Source organism: Staphylococcus saprophyticus subsp. saprophyticus ATCC 15305 = NCTC 7292 (assembly GCF_000010125.1).
Classification (GTDB): Bacteria; Bacillota; Bacilli; order Staphylococcales; family Staphylococcaceae; genus Staphylococcus; species Staphylococcus saprophyticus.
This window is the reverse complement of the sequence record NC_007350.1, coordinates 369,238-392,690: the sequence shown is the minus strand read 5'-3', so window position 1 is coordinate 392,690 and position 23,453 is coordinate 369,238. Positions and strand designations below refer to the sequence as shown.

Below are 23,453 nucleotides of genomic sequence, written 5' to 3'. Positions count from 1 at the left end.
AAAAATCATTCATTTCAAACGTACTATAATTGAAAATCATTATCAATAACATTCGATTAAAAAAATAGTAAGTCAGCTAATATTTCTTTAACTCACTTACTATTATATACCAACTAGTATTTTAAAACTAAATGGGGCGTTTCAATTTTGAAGTTCTTTTTCAAATCTTTATCTTTCACTTTTTCTCCAACAGACAGATGATAAGTAAGTGTGTCTTTTGTGGTCACAGACGTTAAATAACCATACGTAAACATATGAGGTAAGATGACAGCTGTCATCCCTTCAGATAGAATATAGTTAAATTCTAAGCTGCGTAGTTGTATTGTCTGTTTGTCCTTAATTTCAACAGCTAACATTTCATTTAATTTGTTGCTCGTTATATAAAATGATAAATTATCGAAGTCTTTCGTAAAATATGGTGTAAATCGATAATACTGATTGTTATATTGGGTAATTGTGCTCGTTTCCTTACTATACGGGTACTTAACACGTTTATTGCCAATACGTTTCTCAATGGTCATATTATCCACACGCATCTCTAGATGTGCATCCCAGACTTTTTCTTTTATGAGATAAGGCATCAAATCATTTAAATCTGCCTTAAACTTAAATCTAGTCTGATCATTCATAGTTAAAGGTATATAAATAAATTCTTTTTTATTACGTGATAATAATTTGAGTTGAATCATTGAAGCAACATGGTTGGGATTAATAATAGAACTAATAAATTCTAACTCCAGTTCAAAACCTTGATCGTTAAATTCGAAATGTGACATTCTAATATCAGGCTTCACTAATTTTTTGAAGACAAAATACGGTTCACCTTCATCAAATTGTATTTTTAACGTTCCTTCTTGAGCACTGTAGCTATGAAACTTCCCATTTTTATAACTTTCTTCTACCATTTGGTAATGCTTCATGTCTTTTAGACGAGCGTAATGTAATAACGGTTTGAATGAATCATTCACTAATTCATCTACAACTGTTGGTACTTTTTGAATAAAATCTCCTAACGCATCCATCCACGCTTCTTTTTTATCATCTGCAATTTTAAGAGAAAAGTTATTTGTTCTAGAGAATGAGAAATGTCTATCTATAAAATATCCTAGCACTTCATTTTTATTTTCTAATGGGCTGTTTAATATTTCTTCAGTAATTAATGACATCACTTTATAAAAATCTTCGGGTGAGACATACGCAGAACTCATATGTTCTCCCTCACGTTTAGTTGCATAATAGTAAGGCTTATCTGCAAGTACAGCAATTCGTTTCGCATTGACATATGCCTTCATTGTAAATAATTGATCTTCTGCACTTCTTAAGTCCTCTGGAAATTCGATTGCGTGATCACGTAATAATGAGGTTCTATAGAACTTAGTTGGGCTAAGTGTATAAATAATTCTAGAATTGGCTAATGTGACTGCATCACTCGTTTCTTTAAACATGGATTTCGGTACACCACGACCATTCACGCCTTCCATTTTCACCAAGACCACATCTGCATGATTTTGATCAACAAATTTCGACACATCTTTTAATGTATCTTTATTAATGTAATCATCTGAATCTACGAAAAATACATATTCACCTTGCGCTAATTGTAAAGCCGTATTTCTAGGTTTACCTGGTCCGCCTGAATTTGTATCAAGTTGTTTTATTATCAAATTTAATTTATTTTTATAAGCTTCTACCACATTTAAAGTATTATCTGATGAACAATCATCTACCAAAATAACTTCAAAATCTTTTTTATCATAACTTTGATTTTGTAAACTGTTTAAAAGTTCTGCTATATATTTTTCTGAATTGTAACTTGGTACTATAATTGAAAATTTCATTATACTCCACCTTGTAAAAATGAGTTAAGTACAAATCAATATCAGCCGTTCGGCAATCACAATTACAGGATCCCGTTCTATATCTAACGCTGAATATATATTTTTGTAGTTAACTCATTATGTTTTAATTGGTATTTCTATTCACTTAATTTAGCTGCCAAAAACGTTTCTTACTAAACGTTCACTTGAACGTCCATCTTGATATTTAAAATGTTTATCTAAAAATGGCTCAACTTTTTCAACGTCAAAATCTTTTTGATCCAATGCTACAATTAAATCGTTAAACGATTCAACGATTTTACCAGGTACAAATGTTTCATATGGTTCATAAAAATCACGTGATGTGATGTAATCTTCTAAATCAAATGCATAAAATAACATTGGTCGTTTAAATACAGCAAATTCATATACAAGTGATGAATAATCACTAATTAAGATATCCGTAATAAACAAAATATCATTCACTTCTCTAAAATCAGATACATCTACAAAGTATTCTTGATATTCTCTAGGAATATTCAATTTATTTTTAACAAACGGATGCATCTTGAATAGCACAATTGCATTATTCTCACGGCAATAACGTGCAAATCTTGCAAAATCAATTTTGAAAAACGGATAATGCGCAGTATGATGGCCACTCCCTCTAAATGTCGGTGCAAATAATATCACTTGCTTTCCTTTAACAATTGGAAGTGCTTCTTCCATATCTGCAACAATGGCTTTTTCATAGTCTTGATCAAATAATATATCCGTTCTTGGTACGCCAGTTGGAATAATATTTTGTTCTTTTATACCAAACGCCTCACCATAAAATGGAATATCCGTTTCTGATGATACAAATGCTTTGGTGTAATTCCTATGGTTTACTGAGTTAAAAAATGGTCCGCCTTTTTTACCAGTACGGCTATAGCCTACTGTTTTAAATGCGCCTACTGCATGCCATACTTGAATAATTTCCTGACTCTTTCTAAATTTCACAGTATAAAGTAATGGATGGAAATCATCTACAAATATGTAGTCTGCTTTACCTAATAAATACGGAAATTTAAATTTATCGATAAAATTACGTCGTACAGATATATTAGATTTAAACAATGCATGTATTTTATATTTTTTATCTAAATTTTGACGTAACATTTCATTGTAAACATACTCAAAATTACCTGACATTTCGGCTCTAGAATCAGAAGTGAAAAGTACTGTATTCCCCTTTTTCAGATGGAAAAATTTAGTAATCTTGAAAATAGACTGAAAGATGAAGTTACGGACATTAAATGAATATTTATTATATTTTAGTTTAAGGTCTGTAATCCTTTTCTTAACTGGATTCATTTTAGGCATAGGTGCTTTAAATATAATATTCAATACAAATTCGTTCACTTCACTCGAAATCATAGGCTTTACAGTATATTCTGTTTTAGATGAATTACCTCCCTTTTTAAAGGTAAATGTAAAGTGGTCTAATAATAAATTATTTTTGCCATTTTGAGTCATTTCATCGCTATACTGTTCGAGTGCTGTTTCTTCTAATTCATAATTATTGGGATCTAACAATGTTTCATTTATATTGGCAATATAATCAAAATCACCTTTATAAACAATTAAGTACTCACCTGATGGTAGATAATTACCGTCATCTAATATGGCAACATTAAAACGTGCCTTAAATTGTTTGCCTTCTACTTTCACATCGTTTGCTTTTAGTTCTTTGGTTTCAGTCAAATTTCTCAATACAAAGTTTTTCTTATTAAGCTTTATATCTTCAACATGACCTTCAATAAATAATTGAATTCTTTCCCAATATATATTATCAATTATTATTTTAGATTTACTCAATTTTAAAAAATCCTCTCTTCATTCAAGTTGATAGGTTTTTATTACTAATTAAAAAAGCGAAAATGCCTTACAAATTTACATTGTCCATTTGATAACCGTTTTACCCCATGAAGTGGATAAATCTGTTTCAAATGCATTGACCGCATCGTTGATTGTTTTGACATCAAACTCATTACCTTTAAGGAGCGCTAATTTTTCTACAACATCTGGATTATTTTTATAAAATTCAGCAATTTCTCTAAAGTCTTGTGCGCCACTTCTACTACTACCAAACATCGTCAAACCTTTTTCAAGTACTAAACGTGTATTGACTTCAATTGGATATTCACTGACACCAAGTAAACTAATCGTTCCTTCAGGTGATACTAAGTCAATAATCTGGTTAACTGCGGATTGGCTACCTTTGCCACCCACGCACTCAAAAGCATGATCAAACGTGACATTTGCAGGTACTTCATCAATATGATAGATGTGCTCCACAAACGAAAAATGACTTAATTTATAATCTGTTTTACCAAACACATAAATTTTAGCTTGAGGATACAATTTACTTAACAAAATAGCTGTAATATAACCTAAATTCCCATCTCCCCATATACCAAAACTATTTTTATTGGAAATTGATTTACGTTCAAATCTTTGTAATGCGTGCCAACTTACACTTACTAACTCTGAATAAGCAATCGTACTTAAATCTTCAATACTGTCATCTATTTCAACGACGCGATCGTGATCCATAAATACGTAATCTTGCATAAATCCATCGAAGCCACTAGATCTAAATTTACTACTAGGTAAATAGTTTTCTGCTATAACATCATCTTTTTCAACTGGTGTGTTAGGAACCATAATGACCCTTGTACCAATTTCATATTCACCTTTACTGTCATAGACGACTTCGCCAACACCTTCATGAATTAATGACATAGGTAATTTCTTTTTCAAAACTTTTTCATTTCTACTACCTGTATAATATCTTTGATCAGCAGCACAGATAGACAAATACAACGGTCTGACAATCACTTTGTTACTTTTAATATCTTCATTATTATAGGTTACTTCAAATTGTCTTGGCGCAACGAGTTGATAAACTTGATTAATCACTCAACATCCCACCTTTTATGATTGAGTTTGCCACTTTAAGATCATAAGGTGTCGTTATTTTAATGTTATATAATTCTCCCATTACCAATTTCACTTGTTTACCTGCTACAACTAAAATCTTACATGCATCTGTCATGATTTGTTTATCTTCATCAGATAAATCATTGTAGCTATTTCTCAATAGATTTACATTGAAAGATTGCGGCGTTTGTCCTTGATACATCTCACTTCTCACCGGTATCGATTGAATTGAATCACCATCTGCCGATGTGATAATCGTATCAGTTGCTGTAATAACAGTATCTACTGCACCATATTTTAGGACACTTTCAATATTTTCTTTAATTATTCTGCGTGTTAAAAATGGTCGTACCGCATCATGCGTTATAATAACATCATCATCAGAAATACCATTTTCTTTTTCTGCTGCACTAATAATATTCATAATTGTTTCATTACGATCAGAACCACCTTGAACAACTTCAATTCTGTCATCTGTAATGTGATGCTTACGTAATGTATCCTTTGTGTGAGAAATCCATTTTTGAGGTGTCGCGATAAATATCTTATCGAATTCACTTGTTAATAAAAACTTCTCAACCGTATGTACTAAGATAGGTTTTCCATCTAAATCTAAAAATTGTTTTGGTAGTGGTACGTTGCCCATTCTTGAGCCAATGCCACCCGCTAATATACCTGCATAAATCATATACATTCCTCCATTAAAGTTCTAACTCATACTGCTGTTCAACTTCATTACTATTTATTTTCATGTTTAATTAACGCTATATATATTTCCTGAATTTTGTTATAGATAAAAATATTATTTTATAAGAACAATATTACCAATTATCCCTCACTTTTTCTACTTATTACATTTTTCACAGTGTCCAACCATTTCTCAAATCAATGCTACTTATTAGATACAATATTTTCAGGATTAATTTCATCCACAGAATATTTGTGTCAAATTACACATAATGAGCGTTATTCAATTTTAATTTTTCAGAATATATTTACAATTCTAAATTTTCTTAGTATATTCATACGTATCAACGATTATTTGGGAGATGTCATAATGCATGCACTGTGGCGTATAGTAATCATTTCTATTTAGAAATACACTAGCAATTAATAGAGTGCCAATCACTATTTTCAATCCAAATCTGCATCAATCATGCGCACTATCTTATTTTCAATCATTGGGAGGCACAAATTATGAACAAATCAGAGCAACTTATAAATGAGGACAGTCAATACTTCGCAAAACCAGGACGCATCAAATATTATCCTTTAGCAATTTCTCATGGATATGGTGCGACACTTGTTGATGTTGAGGGCAATACATATATTGATTTATTATCAAGTGCAAGTTCACAGAATGTTGGACATGCACCTGAACAAGTCACTGAAGCAATTAAGGCACAAGTAGACCAGTTCATTCACTATACCCCTGCTTACATGTATCATGAACCCTTAGTTAAATTAGCAAAAAAATTATGTGAAATTTCACCCGGCCAATATGAAAAACGTGTCTTATTTGGACTATCTGGATCAGATGCCAATGATGGTATTATCAAATTAGCACGTGCTTACACCGGCAGACCTTATATCATCAGCTTTGTAAATGCATACCATGGTTCAACCTATGGTTCACTTTCAATGTCTGCTATTAGCTTAAATATGCGTAAATATTATGGTCCAATGTTGCCTGGTTTTTATCATATTCCTTTTCCAGACAATTATCGTGGAATGTTTGGCAGCAACCAGCCCAATACCGTTTCCGAATATCTAGCACCACTTAAAGAAATGTTTGAAAAATATGTACCTGCAGAAGAAGTGGCCTGCATCATGATTGAAACAATACAAGGCGATGGTGGTTTGCTCGAACCAGTAGATGGCTATTTCGAAGCCTTACAAGACTTATGTAAAGAACACGGTATCTTACTTGCTGTTGACGATATTCAACAAGGATTAGGACGCACAGGTAGCTGGAGTTCTGTCTCACATTACAATATTGAACCTGATTTGATTACATTCGGTAAATCATTGGCAGGCGGTTTACCAATGTCTGCAATCGTAGGGCGTTCAGAAATCATGGATTATTTAGAAGCACCTGCACATCTCTTTACCACGGGGGCTAATCCAGTGAGTTGTGAAGCAGCATTAGCAACCATCGCCATGATTGAAGACCAGAATTTATTACAAGCAAGTACAGATAAAGGTAATTATGTGCGCAAACGTATTGATGCTTGGACAGAACAATTCAATACTGTGGGTAACGTTAGAGGAAAAGGATTATCCATTGGTATTGATATCGTTTCTGATAAAATTAATAAAACACGCGCATCAGAAGCAGCATTAAAAATTTGTAACCGTTGCTTTGATAATGGTGTTGTCATTATTGCAGTAGCAGGCAATGTACTACGCTTTCAACCACCACTTGTCATTACCTATGAGCAACTGGACACTGCGCTTAACGTTTTGGAAGCAGCGATATCAGATTTTGAATCGGGTAAACTAGATAACTACGACACTGCAGGTCAGGGTTGGTAATAAATGAGTAAACTATGACAACCTTCTTGAATTTAAATAAACAACAAAAGTTAGTTTTTAAAACTACAGTATAATTAAAAAAACAAGAGTCTGGGACATAAATAGATGTCTCAGACTCTTGTTCATTTGTGAAGTAGATGATTGCGTTGAATAGGGATGGGACTACGAAATCGCAATTAGAAAATTTGATTTCTGTCACGCTTCCTTGTTTTGAATTATATATTACGTTTCATACCCCTTTGTATGACGATATATGGATTATCTATTACCAACATCTTGTCCTATTTCTACTGTTTTATCATTTTTATTGTAAAGTGCAGCTTGGACACTACCAAAGTTTGGATCATTGCGTTTTTCTTCAATTTCGAATCCTAAACTTTTGAATATATCTACATCTTGTTTACTAGTTGCATTTTCATAGAATATTTTTCCACCATCGTTGTAAAAACGCGGTTTATCTATAGACTCTTGTAGCGTGCCATCGCCTCTTAAATAATCTACCAGTACTTCATTCAGTGTTGTTGGTATTTTATTACCACCCGGTGTTCCTATACCCATATAATAATCAGGGCCTACAACAATACTTGGTGCAGTAAATGATCTCGGTTCTTTGTGTTTACCACCATAGTTAGGACTGGCTGGATTCGATGAGAAGTTACTTAAAGAGTTATTCATATAGAATCCCTCTTTCATGAATTTACCAGATCCAAAGAAACTCGCGAGTGTATTGGTAGTACTTGTTAATTTTCCATCTTTATCTATGACAACAAAATGCGTTGTGCTCGTATTATCAACATTATTCGTATTAAAGTTACTATTAAAGTTAACCTCGTTTAGTCTACCGAGTAAATAATCTTGTGATAAATATTCATCATAATCTTCATCTTGTCCATTGATAATATCTCTATTTCTATACATCAATGCTCTAGATTTTAAGATACCTGTTATGTAATCTAGACGATTATCTGGTGCTGCTTGGTTATCAGTAGCTTCATCTATTTCCAATCCTTGAAGCATTAATGTACCACCAAGTGGGTTAGACGCAGAGTAAACTTTATTATTCAAATAATCTGTACCTACAGGTTCTTTCTTCTCTGTTTTATAACTTTCAAAATCTTTCTCATTAATTTCATCATCTACTTGTTTAGAAACACTTTTACCAATTTTATCATAGAAATAATCTGGTCCTTTGTCTCTAATCCCTTTGATAGTAGAAGCTAGAGCTGGTTGTTTAACAACATCGCCTTCTCTTTTCGTTTGTTTTCCATCAAAAAACGGTGAATTTCTATCGATGTCTGAACCGTATAATTTTAGACTTCGCTCGAGTTCTGAATCTACTTCAAAACCATCTTCAGCTAAAGGAATAACGTAATTCAGGATTTTCTTTTCATCCATTTTCCCTGCTTCTTTATGTGCATCATGTATGCCTCGAACAAAACCAGGTGTACCGATTTCATCTTTTTGTTTAAAGTTAAATGACGAAATATCTTTATATTGCCATTGTTTTGGTGCAACGTTCTCTTGACCATCATAAGATAACATGGCACCGCCACCACCTAAACCGGATGAATGCGGTTCTGTTATAGCTAAAGCATAAGAAACACCCATGGATGCATCTACGGCGTTACCACCATCTTTTAATATTTTTTCACCAACGCGCGTAGCAATTGGATTATTTGAAGCGACACCGTAATTTTTATCTGACTTATCTTGGTTATGATCAGCTATTTTATTCTCATATAAATCATCTTTATCGTAATTATCTTTTTTTGTAATCATAAAAAAGATAAACGAAATAATGATTGTTAGGAGTAATATTACGATGAGCGATTTCTTATTGTAAATACTCATACTTAAGCTCCTTTAGACAAATATTGGTGATGAGAAGTCTTCAGTTCATTTTTTTCATATTGATCTAAGCCTTCATTCGCTCTAGCAAATACAATTAAAAGAAAAATAACCAATACGATTGAAATGATTGTAATACTTATCCAATGTTGTTTAATGTTCATAAACGTAGCCTCCATTCTCTTTTTTAAGATCTAAGTTTTTACTTTCTATATTGTTCAATAACTTTCTCTCTTCTACTACATTTGGTGATGACTTCGTTACTTTACCACCTTGAGATTTAATTGGTGTAATCATAAATTTAGATTGTTTACCATTCCAAGTTTGCTGAACTGCTAGACCTTGTTTATTTTTTGATAAGAAATCTTCGGATGTCGTATTGCCTAAGCTGTAAAAAATATCTGTATTTTTATATTTTTCAATTTCTTGAACAACCGAATTATGGCCGATAATCACATCAGCACCAGCTTCAGATAATGAATGTGCATACTCTCGTTGTCTAGTCGTCACTGAACGTTCATCGGTAATCCCCCAATCAACATTCACAACGACATAATCGTTATTCTCTTTTAATTTTTTAATTAATGGCATATAAATACTGGGTTCTAAACTAACTGATGTTGTATTTTTCAATGTATCCGTGTAATTCGACTCAACATCTGTAAATGAAACATTGGCAATTTTTTTACCCTTTATAGTTTGTTGTACAGTCTTACTATTTATCGGATTTGAACCATTTCCAGTAAGATAATTATATCCAGTTTGAGCTTCTACTGATTTCATAAAATCACGTGCCGTAATATTATCGGTAACTTGATTGATTACATTCAAACTTTTTAAATTGAGTCCCTTTAAGAACAATACATTTTCCAAGTTTTTGGATATATTCGTTTTCCTGTCATCTGAGAACTTCGTCATTTCTAAACTCGCAGTAGAATAATCACTTCCCTTTAAGATCTCTTTAATGGATGCAAAAGCATCATTAAGATTGTTCTTTCTGATATGATTATTTAATTCAATGTTTCCTAGATATGTCATACTTATCTCATTTGGTGCTTTTCCTATTGCTTTTACTGGTTCTATTTTTTGTGAAGTCATGGCAAATACTAAAAGTATCAATGCTACAACGAAGATAATACCGGTGTATATTGAATTCCTTTTTTTATGCCGCTTCGTCCACTTTAGTATGCGTTCTTCCATTGAAAATTTTTTAGAATTCTTCATAATCCAAGCTCCTTACTAGTTGATAAAGCTGTAAAAGAATAAGATGACATATGTAATACATGTGAGTAACATACAAGTTGACAAAGTAATTATGACACCTTGTTTTTGAATCGTATTAGCTATGATGCCCGGTATTACAACGCCAATGCCTGACATCTCTACCATTTGAAATGGACTTAACGGATAAATTAAATCAAAAACAAATTTCAACACCATACCGGTTAGTATCATCGCCGCAAATTTTCTACGTCCATATAATATAACGATACGACTAATACCATGGTTAACGATGAAGTATGTAATACAACTAATAATCAGTACGGATAATAACATGATCGGCTGATCAAATATTAATGCTAAATATCCTGGTACTACTAAACCAGCAGGACTGATACCAAATTTTTCGGCAAATATTAAACTTAATACGATGCCTACAAATAATGAAAAATATAACTCTGAACCTATCATATTATTTGATCCCTTCTATATACTCTGCTATTTGTTTACCTGGTCCGTGAATATTCCCTACACAGAACATCAAGGCATTTTGAGATTCATTATAAACTGCGCGTTCAACCTCTTTTATGTCTTTACCTTCAAAGTTTAAATATTTCTTCTCGGGCAATCCTTTCATTACGTCCGTTACCATCTGTGTACTCTTTCCTGTACATATCAATGTATCGAATTCAACATCCGTAATAAAGTCTTCACAGAACTGTCTCGTTCTATCAATTCTGTCTGAACGACAATTTAATATAAGAACAATTTTATTGTAAGGGTAATTATACGTTTCAACCTTGTTTAAAATTGCTTTTGTAGACTGCGGTTCATTGGCAGCAAATGCATTTACATAAACATTTGTTGAATTATTCGCATTATAGTATTTCACTTCCACTGCGCCGACATCTGGTGGTGCATTTAACATGCCTTGTAACGCAATATCTCTGTCGATGCCAAGTGCTTCAGCCACACCCATTGCAATTGCAACATTATCTGGAAACACAATATACCCAAATTTCCTTAAGAATGATTCAGGCACTTCTTCTTTATTAACGACAATTAATTTAGTCTTACGTCTTTTGGCTACTTTAGCAAAAAAGTCGGTGTAATCATCCTTCATTACGATAAGATGACCTTTGTAAGGAATTGTCGCTGTAAATGCTTCAGCTACCTCGTCTAAAGTAGGTCCTAAGACATCCATGTGATCTTCCATGACATTAACGATAACGCCAATATTAGCTTTAACCAATTCTTTTTGAAAGGTTATCTGATAATCAGGATTCACTGCCATACACTCATTTACAAGCGCGTTCGCCTTTTGTTTAACAACCTTCTTTATAATGTCGCGTTGTTCACCAATATTAGCGCCTTGAGGCTTTCTATAAACTGGATACTCTCTCGGTGTAAACCAATACATCATACGAGCGTCTGTACCTGTTGTCTTGCCTATTACACGATATTGATCTTCGCGTAAAATACTATAAATCAATCTTGTAATTGTTGATTTACCTCTAATACCATTTATATTGATGCGTATAGGAATTTTTTCTAATCTATCAGAATGCTGTCTTTTCTCAACAATTCCTAACCATAGAATCAAACCTACACAAATAATGATTAGTAGCAAATTTTGTCCCTCTTTTCACTTCAGACTATTAAATTTTATGTATAAATGCTTAAAGGCAAAGCACATGAGTCAACCACACTATACATAAGATGTATGAGACTATGTATATTCTTCACCATTCAATAAAGCCATCCTAACACGGAGTTATTGATTTAATATAAACACTTTGAACTAAGTGTTAATTAAATGTAAATTCGCATTTACAATACATGTAAAAAAGAATTTTTTTCAATCAACAAATCCTATCATAACAATGTTTTAATTTTTTAAAAGCAAATATTTTTTTTATTATTTTTTAAAAATATTTTTACTCATCTCAAACGTTTTTCAGAAAACAAAAATATAATATTTACTTCAACTTTACATGATATTAAAAATCAAATGTTATCTTGTATGTATTAAGACATATACGAATAAATGATTAGGAGGCAGTTTATGAGTAAGTCAGTTAAATTAGTAGTTTCAATTTATCTTGCAGTAGTTGTAATTATTTGTTGTAGCTATCTAATTATGATTCTAGTTGGTAGTTTTCAAGGAAATGATATGAGAGGTTCTGTGCTAGATACGGATAACACAAAAAATATTGAAAATGTAGACTATATTAACAATACTTCAAAATCATTAGAATCAAATGCATCTCCTTCAGATAGTGTTCCAAAAATTTCACAATCTAGTATCGATACAACTTCAAATAAACTGTCTTCTATACAAGACGCTCACCATACATGGTCTTTAGATAATTCAATTTCTAAAAACCATGTATGATTTTTTTATTTCTATATATAACAATGATTGAAAGCCCTTTTTGATTTAATACGTCATTATATCCAATATTCAAGTTGAACATTCAAATGCAAATACCTTCCCTTTCTGAATTTATGCGATGCCATCTTTAATATATTCGATATAATTAAAATGACTCACATAAATTGTTTATTTATTAAAAAGGGGTTTTTAATTATGAGTAAATTTACAGAAGCTGAAAAAGTTCAAATTCTAGAAGATTTAGTTGCGATTAAATCAGTTAATGACAATGAAATGGAAGTTTGTATGTATTTAAAAGACTTACTATCGCAACACAATATTGATGCTAAGATTGTTAAAATCAATGACACGCGTGCCAATCTAGTTGCTGAAATTGGTGAATCAGGACCAGTCTTAGGTATTTCAGGACATATGGATGTTGTCTCAGAAGGCGATATTAAAAAATGGACATATGATCCATTCAAATTAACTGAAGTTGACGGCAAATTACACGGTCGTGGTGCTGCAGATATGAAATCAGGTTTAGCCGCTTTAGTATTGAGCCTTATTGATATTCATGATCAAGGTTTATTAGAATATGGTAGAATCCGTTTACTCGCCACTGCAGGTGAAGAGATTGTTGGCGAAGGGGCTAAAGCTTTCCAAGAACAAGGTTACATGACAGATGTAGAAGCACTTGTCATTGCTGAATCTTCACAAGACCGCATCATCTATGCACATAAGGGTTCGATGGATATCCGTGTTATTTCCAGAGGTAAAGCATCACATAGTTCAATGCCACAACTTGGTTTCAATGCCATTTCACCACTCGTAAAATTTGTTTACAAAGCGGATGAAGGCTTTAAAAGTTTCAATAAACGTAACGATTTATTAGGTGATGTACTAATGAACGCGACTATTTTCAATGGTGGTAATCAAGTGAATTCAATTCCAGAGCATGCCGAATCTGAATTCAATATACGTACGATTCCAGAACATGATAATGACCAATTCATCACTTATTTTAATGAAATTTTGAAGCAGGTTGAAACCGATAAAACAGATATAGAAATTGACACTTATATGTCTAGACCTCCTGTATATACGACAGGTGAAAATAAATTAGCTTCATTAGCGCATGATTTGGGTGAAAAATATTTAAATTCCGATTTACCTCTTGAAGCATCACCTGGTGTAACCGATGCATCCGATTTATTAGTCGATAAAGATGAAGACTTTTCATTCATTATGTATGGACCTGGATTAATACATCAAGCACACCAAGTTGATGAATATGTTGAAAAAGATGTTTATCTTACATTTATAGATTTATATACAGAATTTTTCCCTACTTATTTAAAAAGCATGAAATAATTTATTAACAAGTAATCCAATTACTCAACTTTTATAATACACTTTATAAAAACGACACTTCTGCAAAAGTCGTAACAGCAATATACGCGCTACAAATTTTCACTTATCAGTGTCTATTTTGTAGCGCGTATATTATTTATGTAAATATTTTCTGTTTGCATATTTGATGCGGTTAATTTGTATGATGATATTTTTGGTATTGCTTTGGCGTCATACCGTAGCGTGCTTTAAATACTTTTATAAAATAACTCGTAGTTGAGAATCCACAAGCCATAGCTATTTCTGTAATAGTAGATAACCTATCTTTATCGAGGATAGATTTACTTTGTTCTAGTCTGTATCTCAACAGATATTCAAATGGCGTTTGTTTTACATATTTTTTAAATAATCTTATCGCTTCAGCTTCGCTTAAATAAATATTTTGACTCAGATGTCCTAGAGTGATTTTATCTTGAAAATGTTTATGTATATAAGACATCATTTGCTTTACTCTATAATCAAAATGGTATGTTAATTCCGTAGGTTGTTGTTTCATATATTGCATGAGCCATTTCACTATCTTATAAAAATAGGTCATGATATCCAGCTGAAAATATGCCTCTTGTTTCTGATATATTGTACCAACGCTTTCAATACATGCTAGTAATGCATGATGACTCAAATTTTTGTGAGATAAATATATATAAGGTACCATTTCAGCTTGTTGTGATATATAACTTAAATATTTATACTCCATATAACTCGAAATATTTGGTATTTCAATATTCCAACAATAAAACTCACTTATATGTTCAAGCCCCTGTATCTCGTGCACAACATTCGAATTAATAAATATGCCATCACCTGTATTTAACACGATGTTTTTGTCACTAATGCGAATAGTCAATTTACCACGTAATACAAACACAAATTGCAATGCACTGTGCCAGTGTATGGGTATCTGTTCCATAAACGCTTGATCTAACCTTGTTTTCAACACAATATGTCGCCAATATTCATCAGGGTATTGAATGCGCTCTTCTCCATTATCTTCAATAATTATCCCTTTATACATAGCCTATCACCTCAATATATTGATAATTTTAAACCATTTATTTGTATTATATCAATATTAAGTGCGTTATATTTTAATATATTAATACATCGTAGGTGATAAAATGAAACAACAATCTCGTTTTCTCGGCATTATATTGGCAATATTAGGCGCATCTTTTTGGGGTTTAGGTGGCACAGTTTCTGATTATTTATTTAAACATCAAAATATCGACATCAACTGGTACGTTACTGCACGACTCTTAATCAGTGGCTTGCTACTATTAACAATATTTAAAATACTTAACCCTAGGCAGTCCATATTTATAGTATTTCGTAATGTAACGAATACAATACAGTTACTTATATTTTCAACTTTAGGTATGCTACTTGTTCAATATGCTTACATGGCATCAATTAACTATGGTAATGCTGCCATTGCTACCTTATTACAATACATTGCACCTGTTTATATTACTTTGTGGTTTATCATACGCAAAAAAGAAACCTTTAAATTATTTGATGTTATTGCAATATTATTAACACTCACAGGAACATTCTTATTATTAGCCAATGGTTCCCTTGACAGTTTAATGGTTTCAAGCTCGAGTATGATTTGGGGTATCATCTCTGGTTTATCGTAAGCCTTCTATACTATTTATGCCAGTAATCTATTATCCAAATTTCCAGCAATACTCGTCGTTGGTTGGGCAATGCTCATTTCTGGTATCTTAATGAATTTCAAAGCACCTATTTGGCAATTCACTATGTCTCAAATAGATATAAGTGTGATTTTGTATTTAGCCTTTGGCATTATTTTAGGTACTGCAATGGCATTTTTCTTCTTTATTAAAAGTTTAAATTATTTATCTGCCAAAGAAACTACACTTTTTGGGACAATAGAACCTGTAATGGCAATTGTTGCGAGCGCACTTTGGTTAAAAGTTGTTTTCCTACCATTTCAACTATTAGGCATCGTGCTCATTATTATTCTGATATTAGCACTTTCTTTAAAAAAGGATAAAGAACGATAAATATGTATTGTACATCAGTGTAAACCATTACAACACAACTACTCAATCTTATACTAAAGAGGACTCATCCATCATATACGGACGAGTCCTCTTTAACTGAGGCAATCATACTATTTTGAAGGTGCATGCTTGCTTAGAACCTAGAGCATAACTTGAGCTGTCAATCTCTTACTCACACTCATACATTGCTCCCTCGGCGTCAACAGATTATGAAGTCAGTGACACTACCTCTATCATGTATATTTAATTTTGTTTAATAATTTTGTTGATCTTAGCGATAAATTGTTCTTTTTCTGGTATTGGGAAAATAGGATGTATATGAAATAAATTATATCCTGGCATAAAATCATGTTGAATATTTCGAGCATTCAACATATTTGATAATTTCACTGCGTCTGGATATAACGTTTCTTTCGTCCCTATTGAAATTGTTATATGACCCAGCCCTTCAATATCACCAAATATAGGAGATACGCGCCAGTCTGTCAGATCAAGGCCATTCGCCCATAATTTTATAAAATATTTACTTCCGTCGATTGCAAGCATTGGGTCTATTTTTTCATAAATTTTTGCTTCCGGATTTGAAAATGTTGCGTCAAGCACTGGAGATATTAAAACGATGTTACTTGGTTGTGCTAAGTTTAACGTTTTAATATATTGTGCAAATGATAAGGCTATTTGGCCTCCTGCAGAGTCACCCATTATTGTGAGTTGATGAGGATTTTCGACTTGTTTCAGTAATTGTGTATATAATGTTTCCAACAGAGTGAACGTCTCTTTATAGGTTGCATGTGGTACTTTAGGATATATAGGCATGATTACTTTAGCACCTAGTTCGCCAGCCAGTGAATCTATAAAATCAAAGTGATATTTTAATGGATTTTGGAACCAAGCACCACCATGAATATACAAGACAACTGGTTGTTGTCTATCTTTGTTGTCATTCACAATATATACTGTAGACTCTTGAACTGTAGTCGTTTGGACATTGTGGTTGAAATAATAATCCGTACCTTCATATAATGCTTTCGTTTCATCTTTAACCTTCTCTAAAGCTTGTTGCGCATTTTCCACATTTAAAAATGAACTTTTCATTTTTGTTGCTCTAATAATGATTTCTTCTAAAAAACTTTTGTAGCTACGTTTTTCTTTAACTTTTGCATATACGTATGATGTGGCAACACCTATACCAACAATAGTGGCTATTTTTCTAATCACGTTAATTATCCTCCTCGCACTTTCTTATACATATATTTTATAACAAATTGAGCAATCATTTTAAATAAAAGGTACTATCTTTATAGTAGATTATAAAGTATATACGCAATTTCCTGTTTATAGAAAATTCTAATGCATCATGCTCAGATTTGTTAAGCGTTAAATTTTAATCTTGGTTTAGCATCATTGCCATATATAATTCATCAAAATAATGTTCTTCCATAAAAACAGATTCATGCTTAATTCCCTCAATTTTAAAATCTAACTTTTCATAAAAGTTAACTGCTGGTTTATTCGAAGTAATCACCGTTAATTCTAACCTTCTTAATCCTTTGCGTTGTGCCCATTTGATTGTTTCATTAAACATTTGCGTCGCTAAGCCTTGTTGATGTAAGTCATTGATTAAGCCAGTCACAATATATCCAATATGTCTAACTTTAGCTAACATACTGATATGGACAGATAAATAACCTAATATTTGATTATCGTCCGTTTTAACACCTATGTAAAAATTCCTTTTTATATCTTCACTCAGTCTATCTTTATCAAAACTTCTTTCATCAGGCAAATAAAGCATATATTGCGTTTCTTGATCTATCTTTTTCATACAATTATAAAGTGCTTCTGCTTCATTTGGACAGATTCTTTCGATACGCATAAACAACCCCCTTAATGCTATAAATTAACTTTATCATACATTACTTTTTATAATTGCGATATAATTTATCTGATTTTTCTTGTTTCAATTTAACACAACTTTTTTAATTAAAAATAAAAGCATGGAAGTGTGACAGAAATCAAATTTTTTAATAGATATTTCGTAGTCCCAACTATGCAATCAAGGCAAAGATGACGAGGATAAAGGTTTACTTGAGCTAAAGCTCATGCATAAGTCTCACTAGCATTTTTACGTGGCATACATAGGCTTTTGCAAAAGAACAAGTGAGACTTAATATTTTCAATTCAGTCATCTACTGCCTAAACGAAAAAGAGTCTGAGACAACTATTTATGTCCCAGACTCATGCTTCGTTATATCAACGTGATGGTTGTATACATTTTTTATATATAGTTAATACAAATCTTTCTGTTATACCATGCTTTTATACATCAAAGTCAGTTGATGTTCAAATTGTTGCATATCAATAAATCGACCTTGACGATGCATTTCTTTACCATTAAAGTAAATTAAATCTACAGGCACAGTAAAGATAGATAATTCTCCTGCAATCTCCTCTAATTCACTTTGATTAATCACACCTAATGGAACATCAGGAAACTCATTCACTATACCCGCAATTTGAGGTAATACAGCATGACATACGCTACAATGATCTCTCATGATATGAATGACTACAAGCCTATGCTCTGCAATAAATTCATGAAACGCTTCTATCGATGTTAATGTTTTTGGCATTTTGAAGACCACCTCTACAACATAAATTGAATATCATTATGTACTGTATTGCTTTGGACAATCAATTATTTTGTTCACTGTAATATCATATTTACACTTTTTCACATATTATGATTAGCTTAAAATCGTTTGAAATACTTCCGGCAATCTCGTTACTTTTTTCTTTTGTAAATCAAAAAATGTCCCACTTTGTTTGCCTATACAATGCACTGCATCCTCTGATTCAATTTCAAACTCAAATTCCCAACGTAGTTTACTTGCTTTTACTAAATAACAACGTCCTACGGGTTTATCATGTATGGTAATGGGTGTTTTGTATTCTGCTTCTGTATTCATTAGAATAGGCGATATTTGTTGATTCATCATATCAGAATATGGCATATATTGATTAATAAAGTCAGTTCGTAAATCTTCAAACCATCTTATATATACAATATTACTTACTATGCCCATCGCATCAATATCATATCCATTTACTTCAAAGTTTCTTTCAGCCACTAATTTTCTTTCAGTCATAATCCTATTCGCTCCTCAAACAACCTTTAATTTATCTATCCTCTATATTATAAGTATATAACTAGCAAATTGCATTTGTTTGAGTTTATTGTTAAAAATGCGATTATTCTTTGTAAAAGTTAAATTTACTTTAATAATGAAAGATCTATTTTATGCAACATCGTTTGCAAACGTAAACGTGTCTCTTGAGTATAGCCTTGTAGTCCACCCGTATGTATAAATAGAATGTTGTCTTGATTATCATACGCACCAGATTTTATTTCATGAACTAAACCTCTAAAAGCTTTTCCAGTATATGTTGGATCTAGTATAATGCCTTCTTTTTGTGCAATATCGATATAAAATTGTAATTCTTCGTCAGTTGCTTTACCATATCCCAGTCCAATATAAGCATCGTTTATCGTAATTGTCTCGTATGATTGAATTGTTTCATCTAATTGCTTTATTATCTCTATCACTTTATTTTTGAATGTATGTGCACTTTGGTCTACTGCATAACCTATAATTTGCGTAGTTTCACAGTTAATCATTTGCCCATACCAAAGACCAGCATACGTACCACCAGAACCAACAGCAACATTGATTGAATCAAAATGTACTTTCAGCTCATCCTGTTGCTTTATGATTTCATTATACGCATTAACGTAACCATGTGTTCCTATCCAATCCGAAGCACCCACTGGAATTAAAAATGGAGTTTTCCCTTGTCCTTCAAATGTCTTATATAGCTTATCCATCGCATCTTCCCGAGAACTTGTTGGTTCGATGATATGTATATGCGCACCTAACATTGCATCTAAAAATAGATTCCCTTCATATTCTGCCATCTCTCCTCTTAGAACAAGATATGATACATTACACTTAGCACACAAGGCAGCTGTAGCACGTGCGTGATTCGATGTAATTGCCCCGGTTGTTATAATAGTGTCATATCCATGATCTAATACATATTGCATTGTATACTCGAGTTTACGCACCTTATTACCTGATATTTCTGATCCAGTGTAATCATCTCTCTTAATATAAATATTTTTTCCTAATGCATCACTTAACTGATCTAATTTTTGAATTGGTGTATTTAAATTGGCAATATCTAATTTATTATGTAACATTCTTTAATCTCCTTCATACGTGTCAAATCGCTAACGCTTTATTTTCCGGAAAATATTTTTCATGCTTTTCGTTCCGCTTCGATAATATATTTTTACTTAAGTAATCATCTGTAATTATTATGCATTGCTTTTAAAAGAAGTAGTTCTACCTGCGCTTAAAAATCTCTTTTCAACAGTACATAGCGATTCATATCTCTAAAGCGTTCACCATTAAACACATCTTCATAATCTGTTGCAACAAATTTAAAGCCCGCTTTTTCTGCTACTTTACAACTCGCTATATTGTTAACATCCGCCATAATAGTTAATTTATTCAGTGATAATGTTTCAAAAGCGTAATGGCATAACTGTTTAACGCATTTTGTAACAATTTGCTTCCCTGTATAGCCTTCTGCTATCCAATATCCAACCTCTGCTTTGTAATTAGCTTGATCAATATGATGTAAATCTATCGTACCAATCATCGTTTCCTCGTAGTAAATCATAAATAACCTAGCCTTATTTTTTGCATGCTGCTGTATCATCATTTTCAAATATGCTTTTTCATCTTCAACGGTTACATCTTCCTTAATAAAATCTAAAAATGGAGATAAATGTGAAAAATTACTTTTAATCAAATCATATAAAGTTTCCGCCATATTTAACTCTGGCGGTATTAGCGAAACATTGGGCATTACATTCATTGCTGGTCTATAATTCATACGTTCACCTGCGATTATTTATTTGTTATCTCTCATGATATTTATATTTTCAGAATATTTCAATACTTTAGACAAAATAAAATAGGAGTAGCTTTGAAATCTATGATGAGATTTCAAAATTCTACTCCTATACTATATGGATAAACTCAAGTGTTTCATCCTAGTTTACAACATTTATTTGTCATCTATCACTTTAATGATTAATTGTTCTGCTGTTACATCTTTGACGTCTTCTACAGATAATTGTCTATCCTCTAAATTAGTAATAATTAATGGCGTAACCGTACTTGGTGCATGGGCTGTTATATAATCTAAATCAATTTGCATCAGTACTTGTCCTTTATGGACTCTATCATCTGTTTCTACAAAACTTTCAAAACCTTCCCCATTCAACTTAACCGTATCTATGCCTATGTGTATTAATAATTCAAGACCTTGATCTGATTCTAATCCAATGGCATGCTTTGTCGGAAAAATGGTTTTCACTGTACCATCGAATGGCGCAACAATTTTACCGTCAGCTGGTATAAACCCAACACCATCGCCCATCATTTTTTGCGCAAAGACTTGGTCTGGCACTTCAGACAACGGTATAACTTGACCATTTCCTGGCGCATAAATGTTTACTTCAGACGCACGTTCGATATGAACTACTTCTTCACTTTCTTCTTCCGTAACTGTCGTCTCTTGAGGTTTTGTAATTTCACCTTTCATAATCAAGGACATGTCGTGTTTAATTTGATCTGATTTAGGACCAAAAATGGCTTGCATATTGTTTCCTACTTCAAGCACACCTGATGCGCCTAATGCTTTCAATCCTGCTACATCAACTTTACCTTTTTCTTTTACTTCCACACGTAATCTTGTAATACATGCATCTAAATGCTTAATATTTTCTTCTCCACCCATTGCTTTCAATACATTAAATGGAAGTTCGCTTGCTGATGAATTTGTAAATTGTGCTTGTTTATCTTCGCGTCCCGGTGTTTTATACTTGAATTTTAAAATTAAGAATCGGAAGACAAAGTAATAAATAAAGGCGTACACAACACCTACAGGAATCACTAACCACCATTGTGTCTTGTTTGGTAATACACCTAGTAAGACATAGTCTATAAATCCTCCTGAGAAGGTATATCCCAAATGTACATTTAATAAATATAAAATTAAGAATGATAAACCATCCAATATTGCATGCACAAAGAATAATACTGGCGCTACAAATAAAAATGAAAATTCTAATGGTTCTGTAATCCCTGTTAAGAAAGAAGTTAATGCAGCTGATCCCATTAAGCCAGCTACGACTTTTTTATTTTCAGGTTTTGCTGTATGATAAATGGCTAAAGCTGCTGCAGGGAGACCAAACATCATCACTGGAAATTCACCTTGCATAAATTTACCTGCAGTTAATTTACTACCTTCACGTATTTGTTCAATGAAGATACGTTGATCCCCATGAATCATTTCTCCAGCTGCATTTTTCCATGCACCAAATTCAAACCAGAATGGTGCGTGGAAGATATGATGTAACCCAAATGGTATCAATAATCGTTTAATAAATCCAAAGAGAAATACGGCTAATCCAGTATTCGAGTCAAGTAAACCTTCACTAAATGCATTTAAGCCTGTTTGAATACTCGGCCATATCCATGCCATTGGAAACGCTAATATGAATGATGTTGTTGCCATCATAATAGGTACAAAACGTTTACCTGCAAAGAAACCTAAGTAAGACGGTAACGAAATATTATAGAATTTGTTATAACACCAGGCTGCTAGTGCACCAATAATAATACCGCCAAATACACCTGTTTGTAATGTTGGAATACCTAACACACTTGCGTAGCCACTCGCTGCATCATTTACATTATCAGGAGATACATGTAAAAATGCACCCATTGTTTTGTTCATTACAAGATAACCTACAAATGCTGCAATAGCTGCAACTCCATCACCACTTGCTAACCCAATTGCGACACCCATCGCAAAAATCATAGGTAAATTATCAAATATAATACCTCCGGCACCGGTCATCATTTCTGCGACACTTTGAATCCCCCCATTTTGAATAAATGGTAAGTAGTGTTGTAACGATTCACCTTGCATCGCAGTACCAATTGCTAATAATAGCCCGGCAGCAGGTAAAATAGCGACTGGTAACATTAATGCTTTACCAATACGCTGTAGCTGTCCAAATAGCTTTTTAAACGATGAATTTACAATTTAAGTGCAACACATAAAAAAGAGCCCTAAAATCATCAATCTAGTAAA

20 protein-coding genes and 1 pseudogene are annotated in these 23,453 nt (G+C 32.6%); 4 read left to right on the top strand and 17 right to left on the bottom strand.

From position 1 onward, the window contains the following. Positions 1-113: 113 nt before the first annotated feature. The 4 genes from SSP_RS01730 to SSP_RS01715 all read right to left on the bottom strand — a co-directional run bounded on the left by SSP_RS01730 (position 114) and on the right by SSP_RS01715 (position 5,490). Positions 114-1,838: a glycosyltransferase family 2 protein gene (locus tag SSP_RS01730; RefSeq protein ID WP_011302334.1), complete on the bottom strand. Its 1,725-nt coding sequence runs from the start codon at positions 1,836-1,838 to the stop codon at positions 114-116. A gap of 150 nt (positions 1,839-1,988) precedes the next feature. Beyond that, on the bottom strand, positions 1,989-3,677 hold the full coding sequence (tarL, locus tag SSP_RS01725; RefSeq protein ID WP_011302333.1) for a teichoic acid ribitol-phosphate polymerase TarL: 1,689 nt from the start codon (positions 3,675-3,677) through the stop codon (positions 1,989-1,991). 75 nt (positions 3,678-3,752) lie between these two features. Further along, positions 3,753-4,781, bottom strand: coding sequence for an alcohol dehydrogenase catalytic domain-containing protein (locus SSP_RS01720; RefSeq protein ID WP_011302332.1), 1,029 nt, complete (start codon positions 4,779-4,781; stop codon positions 3,753-3,755). Beyond that, complete coding sequence (locus SSP_RS01715) at positions 4,774-5,490, bottom strand: D-ribitol-5-phosphate cytidylyltransferase (RefSeq protein ID WP_011302331.1); 717 nt, start codon at positions 5,488-5,490, stop codon at positions 4,774-4,776. Before SSP_RS01715 ends, SSP_RS01720 begins: the two co-directional genes overlap by 8 nt. 509 nt (positions 5,491-5,999) lie before the next feature. On the opposite strand from SSP_RS01715, the gene SSP_RS01710 reads away from it, so the two are divergent. Beyond that, positions 6,000-7,337 carry an aspartate aminotransferase family protein gene (locus SSP_RS01710; RefSeq protein ID WP_011302330.1) on the top strand — a complete coding sequence of 446 codons (1,338 nt, stop codon included), beginning with the start codon at positions 6,000-6,002 and terminating at the stop codon, positions 7,335-7,337. A gap of 258 nt (positions 7,338-7,595) precedes the next feature. Here SSP_RS01710 and SSP_RS01705 read toward each other — a convergent pair whose 3' ends face one another. The 5 genes from SSP_RS01705 to pgsB are packed head-to-tail and all read right to left on the bottom strand — an operon-like array spanning position 7,596 to position 12,036. Next, the gene (locus SSP_RS01705; protein WP_011302329.1) at positions 7,596-9,188 is read right to left on the bottom strand and encodes a gamma-glutamyltransferase; all 1,593 of its coding nucleotides are present in this window, start codon (positions 9,186-9,188) and stop codon (positions 7,596-7,598) included. A 2-nt stretch (positions 9,189-9,190) separates the two neighbouring features. Then, on the bottom strand, positions 9,191-9,349 hold the full coding sequence (locus tag SSP_RS13070; protein WP_011302328.1) for a hypothetical protein: 159 nt from the start codon (positions 9,347-9,349) through the stop codon (positions 9,191-9,193). Beyond that, positions 9,339-10,409 carry a CapA family protein gene (locus tag SSP_RS01700; protein ID WP_011302327.1) on the bottom strand — a complete coding sequence of 357 codons (1,071 nt, stop codon included), beginning with the start codon at positions 10,407-10,409 and terminating at the stop codon, positions 9,339-9,341. Before SSP_RS01700 ends, SSP_RS13070 begins: the two co-directional genes overlap by 11 nt. 15 nt (positions 10,410-10,424) lie before the next feature. Continuing rightward, on the bottom strand, positions 10,425-10,877 hold the full coding sequence (gene pgsC / locus SSP_RS01695) for a poly-gamma-glutamate biosynthesis protein PgsC (RefSeq protein ID WP_002482307.1): 453 nt from the start codon (positions 10,875-10,877) through the stop codon (positions 10,425-10,427). Between the two features lies 1 nt (position 10,878). After that, positions 10,879-12,036, bottom strand: coding sequence for a poly-gamma-glutamate synthase PgsB (pgsB, locus tag SSP_RS01690; protein ID WP_011302326.1), 1,158 nt, complete (start codon positions 12,034-12,036; stop codon positions 10,879-10,881). Between the two features lie 435 nt (positions 12,037-12,471). Between pgsB and SSP_RS01685 the strand changes: the two genes are divergently transcribed. Together SSP_RS01685 and SSP_RS01680 are read left to right on the top strand one after the other, a co-directional pair. Continuing rightward, positions 12,472-12,801 carry a hypothetical protein gene (locus SSP_RS01685; protein WP_011302325.1) on the top strand — a complete coding sequence of 110 codons (330 nt, stop codon included), beginning with the start codon at positions 12,472-12,474 and terminating at the stop codon, positions 12,799-12,801. A 195-nt stretch (positions 12,802-12,996) separates the two neighbouring features. Next, positions 12,997-14,154, top strand: a complete 1,158-nt coding sequence (locus tag SSP_RS01680) for an ArgE/DapE family deacylase (protein WP_011302324.1) — start codon at positions 12,997-12,999, stop codon at positions 14,152-14,154. Between the two features lie 172 nt (positions 14,155-14,326). On the opposite strand, the gene SSP_RS01675 is transcribed toward SSP_RS01680, so the two are convergent. Next, the gene (locus tag SSP_RS01675) at positions 14,327-15,208 is read right to left on the bottom strand and encodes an AraC family transcriptional regulator (RefSeq protein ID WP_011302323.1); all 882 of its coding nucleotides are present in this window, start codon (positions 15,206-15,208) and stop codon (positions 14,327-14,329) included. Between the two features lie 103 nt (positions 15,209-15,311). Here SSP_RS01675 and SSP_RS01670 point away from each other — a divergent pair. Next, positions 15,312-16,220: pseudogene (locus SSP_RS01670) on the top strand (DMT family transporter). Between the two features lie 243 nt (positions 16,221-16,463). On the opposite strand, the gene SSP_RS01665 reads toward SSP_RS01670, so the two are convergent. The 7 genes from SSP_RS01665 to ptsG form a co-directional block, all read right to left on the bottom strand. Further along, on the bottom strand, positions 16,464-17,438 hold the full coding sequence (locus SSP_RS01665) for an alpha/beta hydrolase fold domain-containing protein (RefSeq protein WP_011302320.1): 975 nt from the start codon (positions 17,436-17,438) through the stop codon (positions 16,464-16,466). A gap of 166 nt (positions 17,439-17,604) precedes the next feature. After that, on the bottom strand, positions 17,605-18,096 hold the full coding sequence (locus SSP_RS01660) for a GNAT family N-acetyltransferase (RefSeq protein WP_011302319.1): 492 nt from the start codon (positions 18,094-18,096) through the stop codon (positions 17,605-17,607). 430 nt (positions 18,097-18,526) lie between these two features. Continuing rightward, positions 18,527-18,853 carry a thioredoxin family protein gene (locus SSP_RS01655; RefSeq protein ID WP_011302318.1) on the bottom strand — a complete coding sequence of 109 codons (327 nt, stop codon included), beginning with the start codon at positions 18,851-18,853 and terminating at the stop codon, positions 18,527-18,529. A 114-nt stretch (positions 18,854-18,967) separates the two neighbouring features. Continuing rightward, complete coding sequence (locus tag SSP_RS01650) at positions 18,968-19,372, bottom strand: acyl-CoA thioesterase (RefSeq protein ID WP_172439370.1); 405 nt, start codon at positions 19,370-19,372, stop codon at positions 18,968-18,970. A gap of 122 nt (positions 19,373-19,494) precedes the next feature. After that, positions 19,495-20,481: a D-cysteine desulfhydrase family protein gene (locus tag SSP_RS01645; protein WP_011302317.1), complete on the bottom strand. Its 987-nt coding sequence runs from the start codon at positions 20,479-20,481 to the stop codon at positions 19,495-19,497. A 155-nt stretch (positions 20,482-20,636) separates the two neighbouring features. Further along, positions 20,637-21,182, bottom strand: a complete 546-nt coding sequence (locus SSP_RS01640; protein WP_011302316.1) for a GNAT family N-acetyltransferase — start codon at positions 21,180-21,182, stop codon at positions 20,637-20,639. 174 nt (positions 21,183-21,356) lie between these two features. Beyond that, positions 21,357-23,345 carry a glucose-specific PTS transporter subunit IIBC gene (ptsG, locus tag SSP_RS01635; protein WP_011302315.1) on the bottom strand — a complete coding sequence of 663 codons (1,989 nt, stop codon included), beginning with the start codon at positions 23,343-23,345 and terminating at the stop codon, positions 21,357-21,359. Positions 23,346-23,453: the final 108 nt, after the last annotated feature.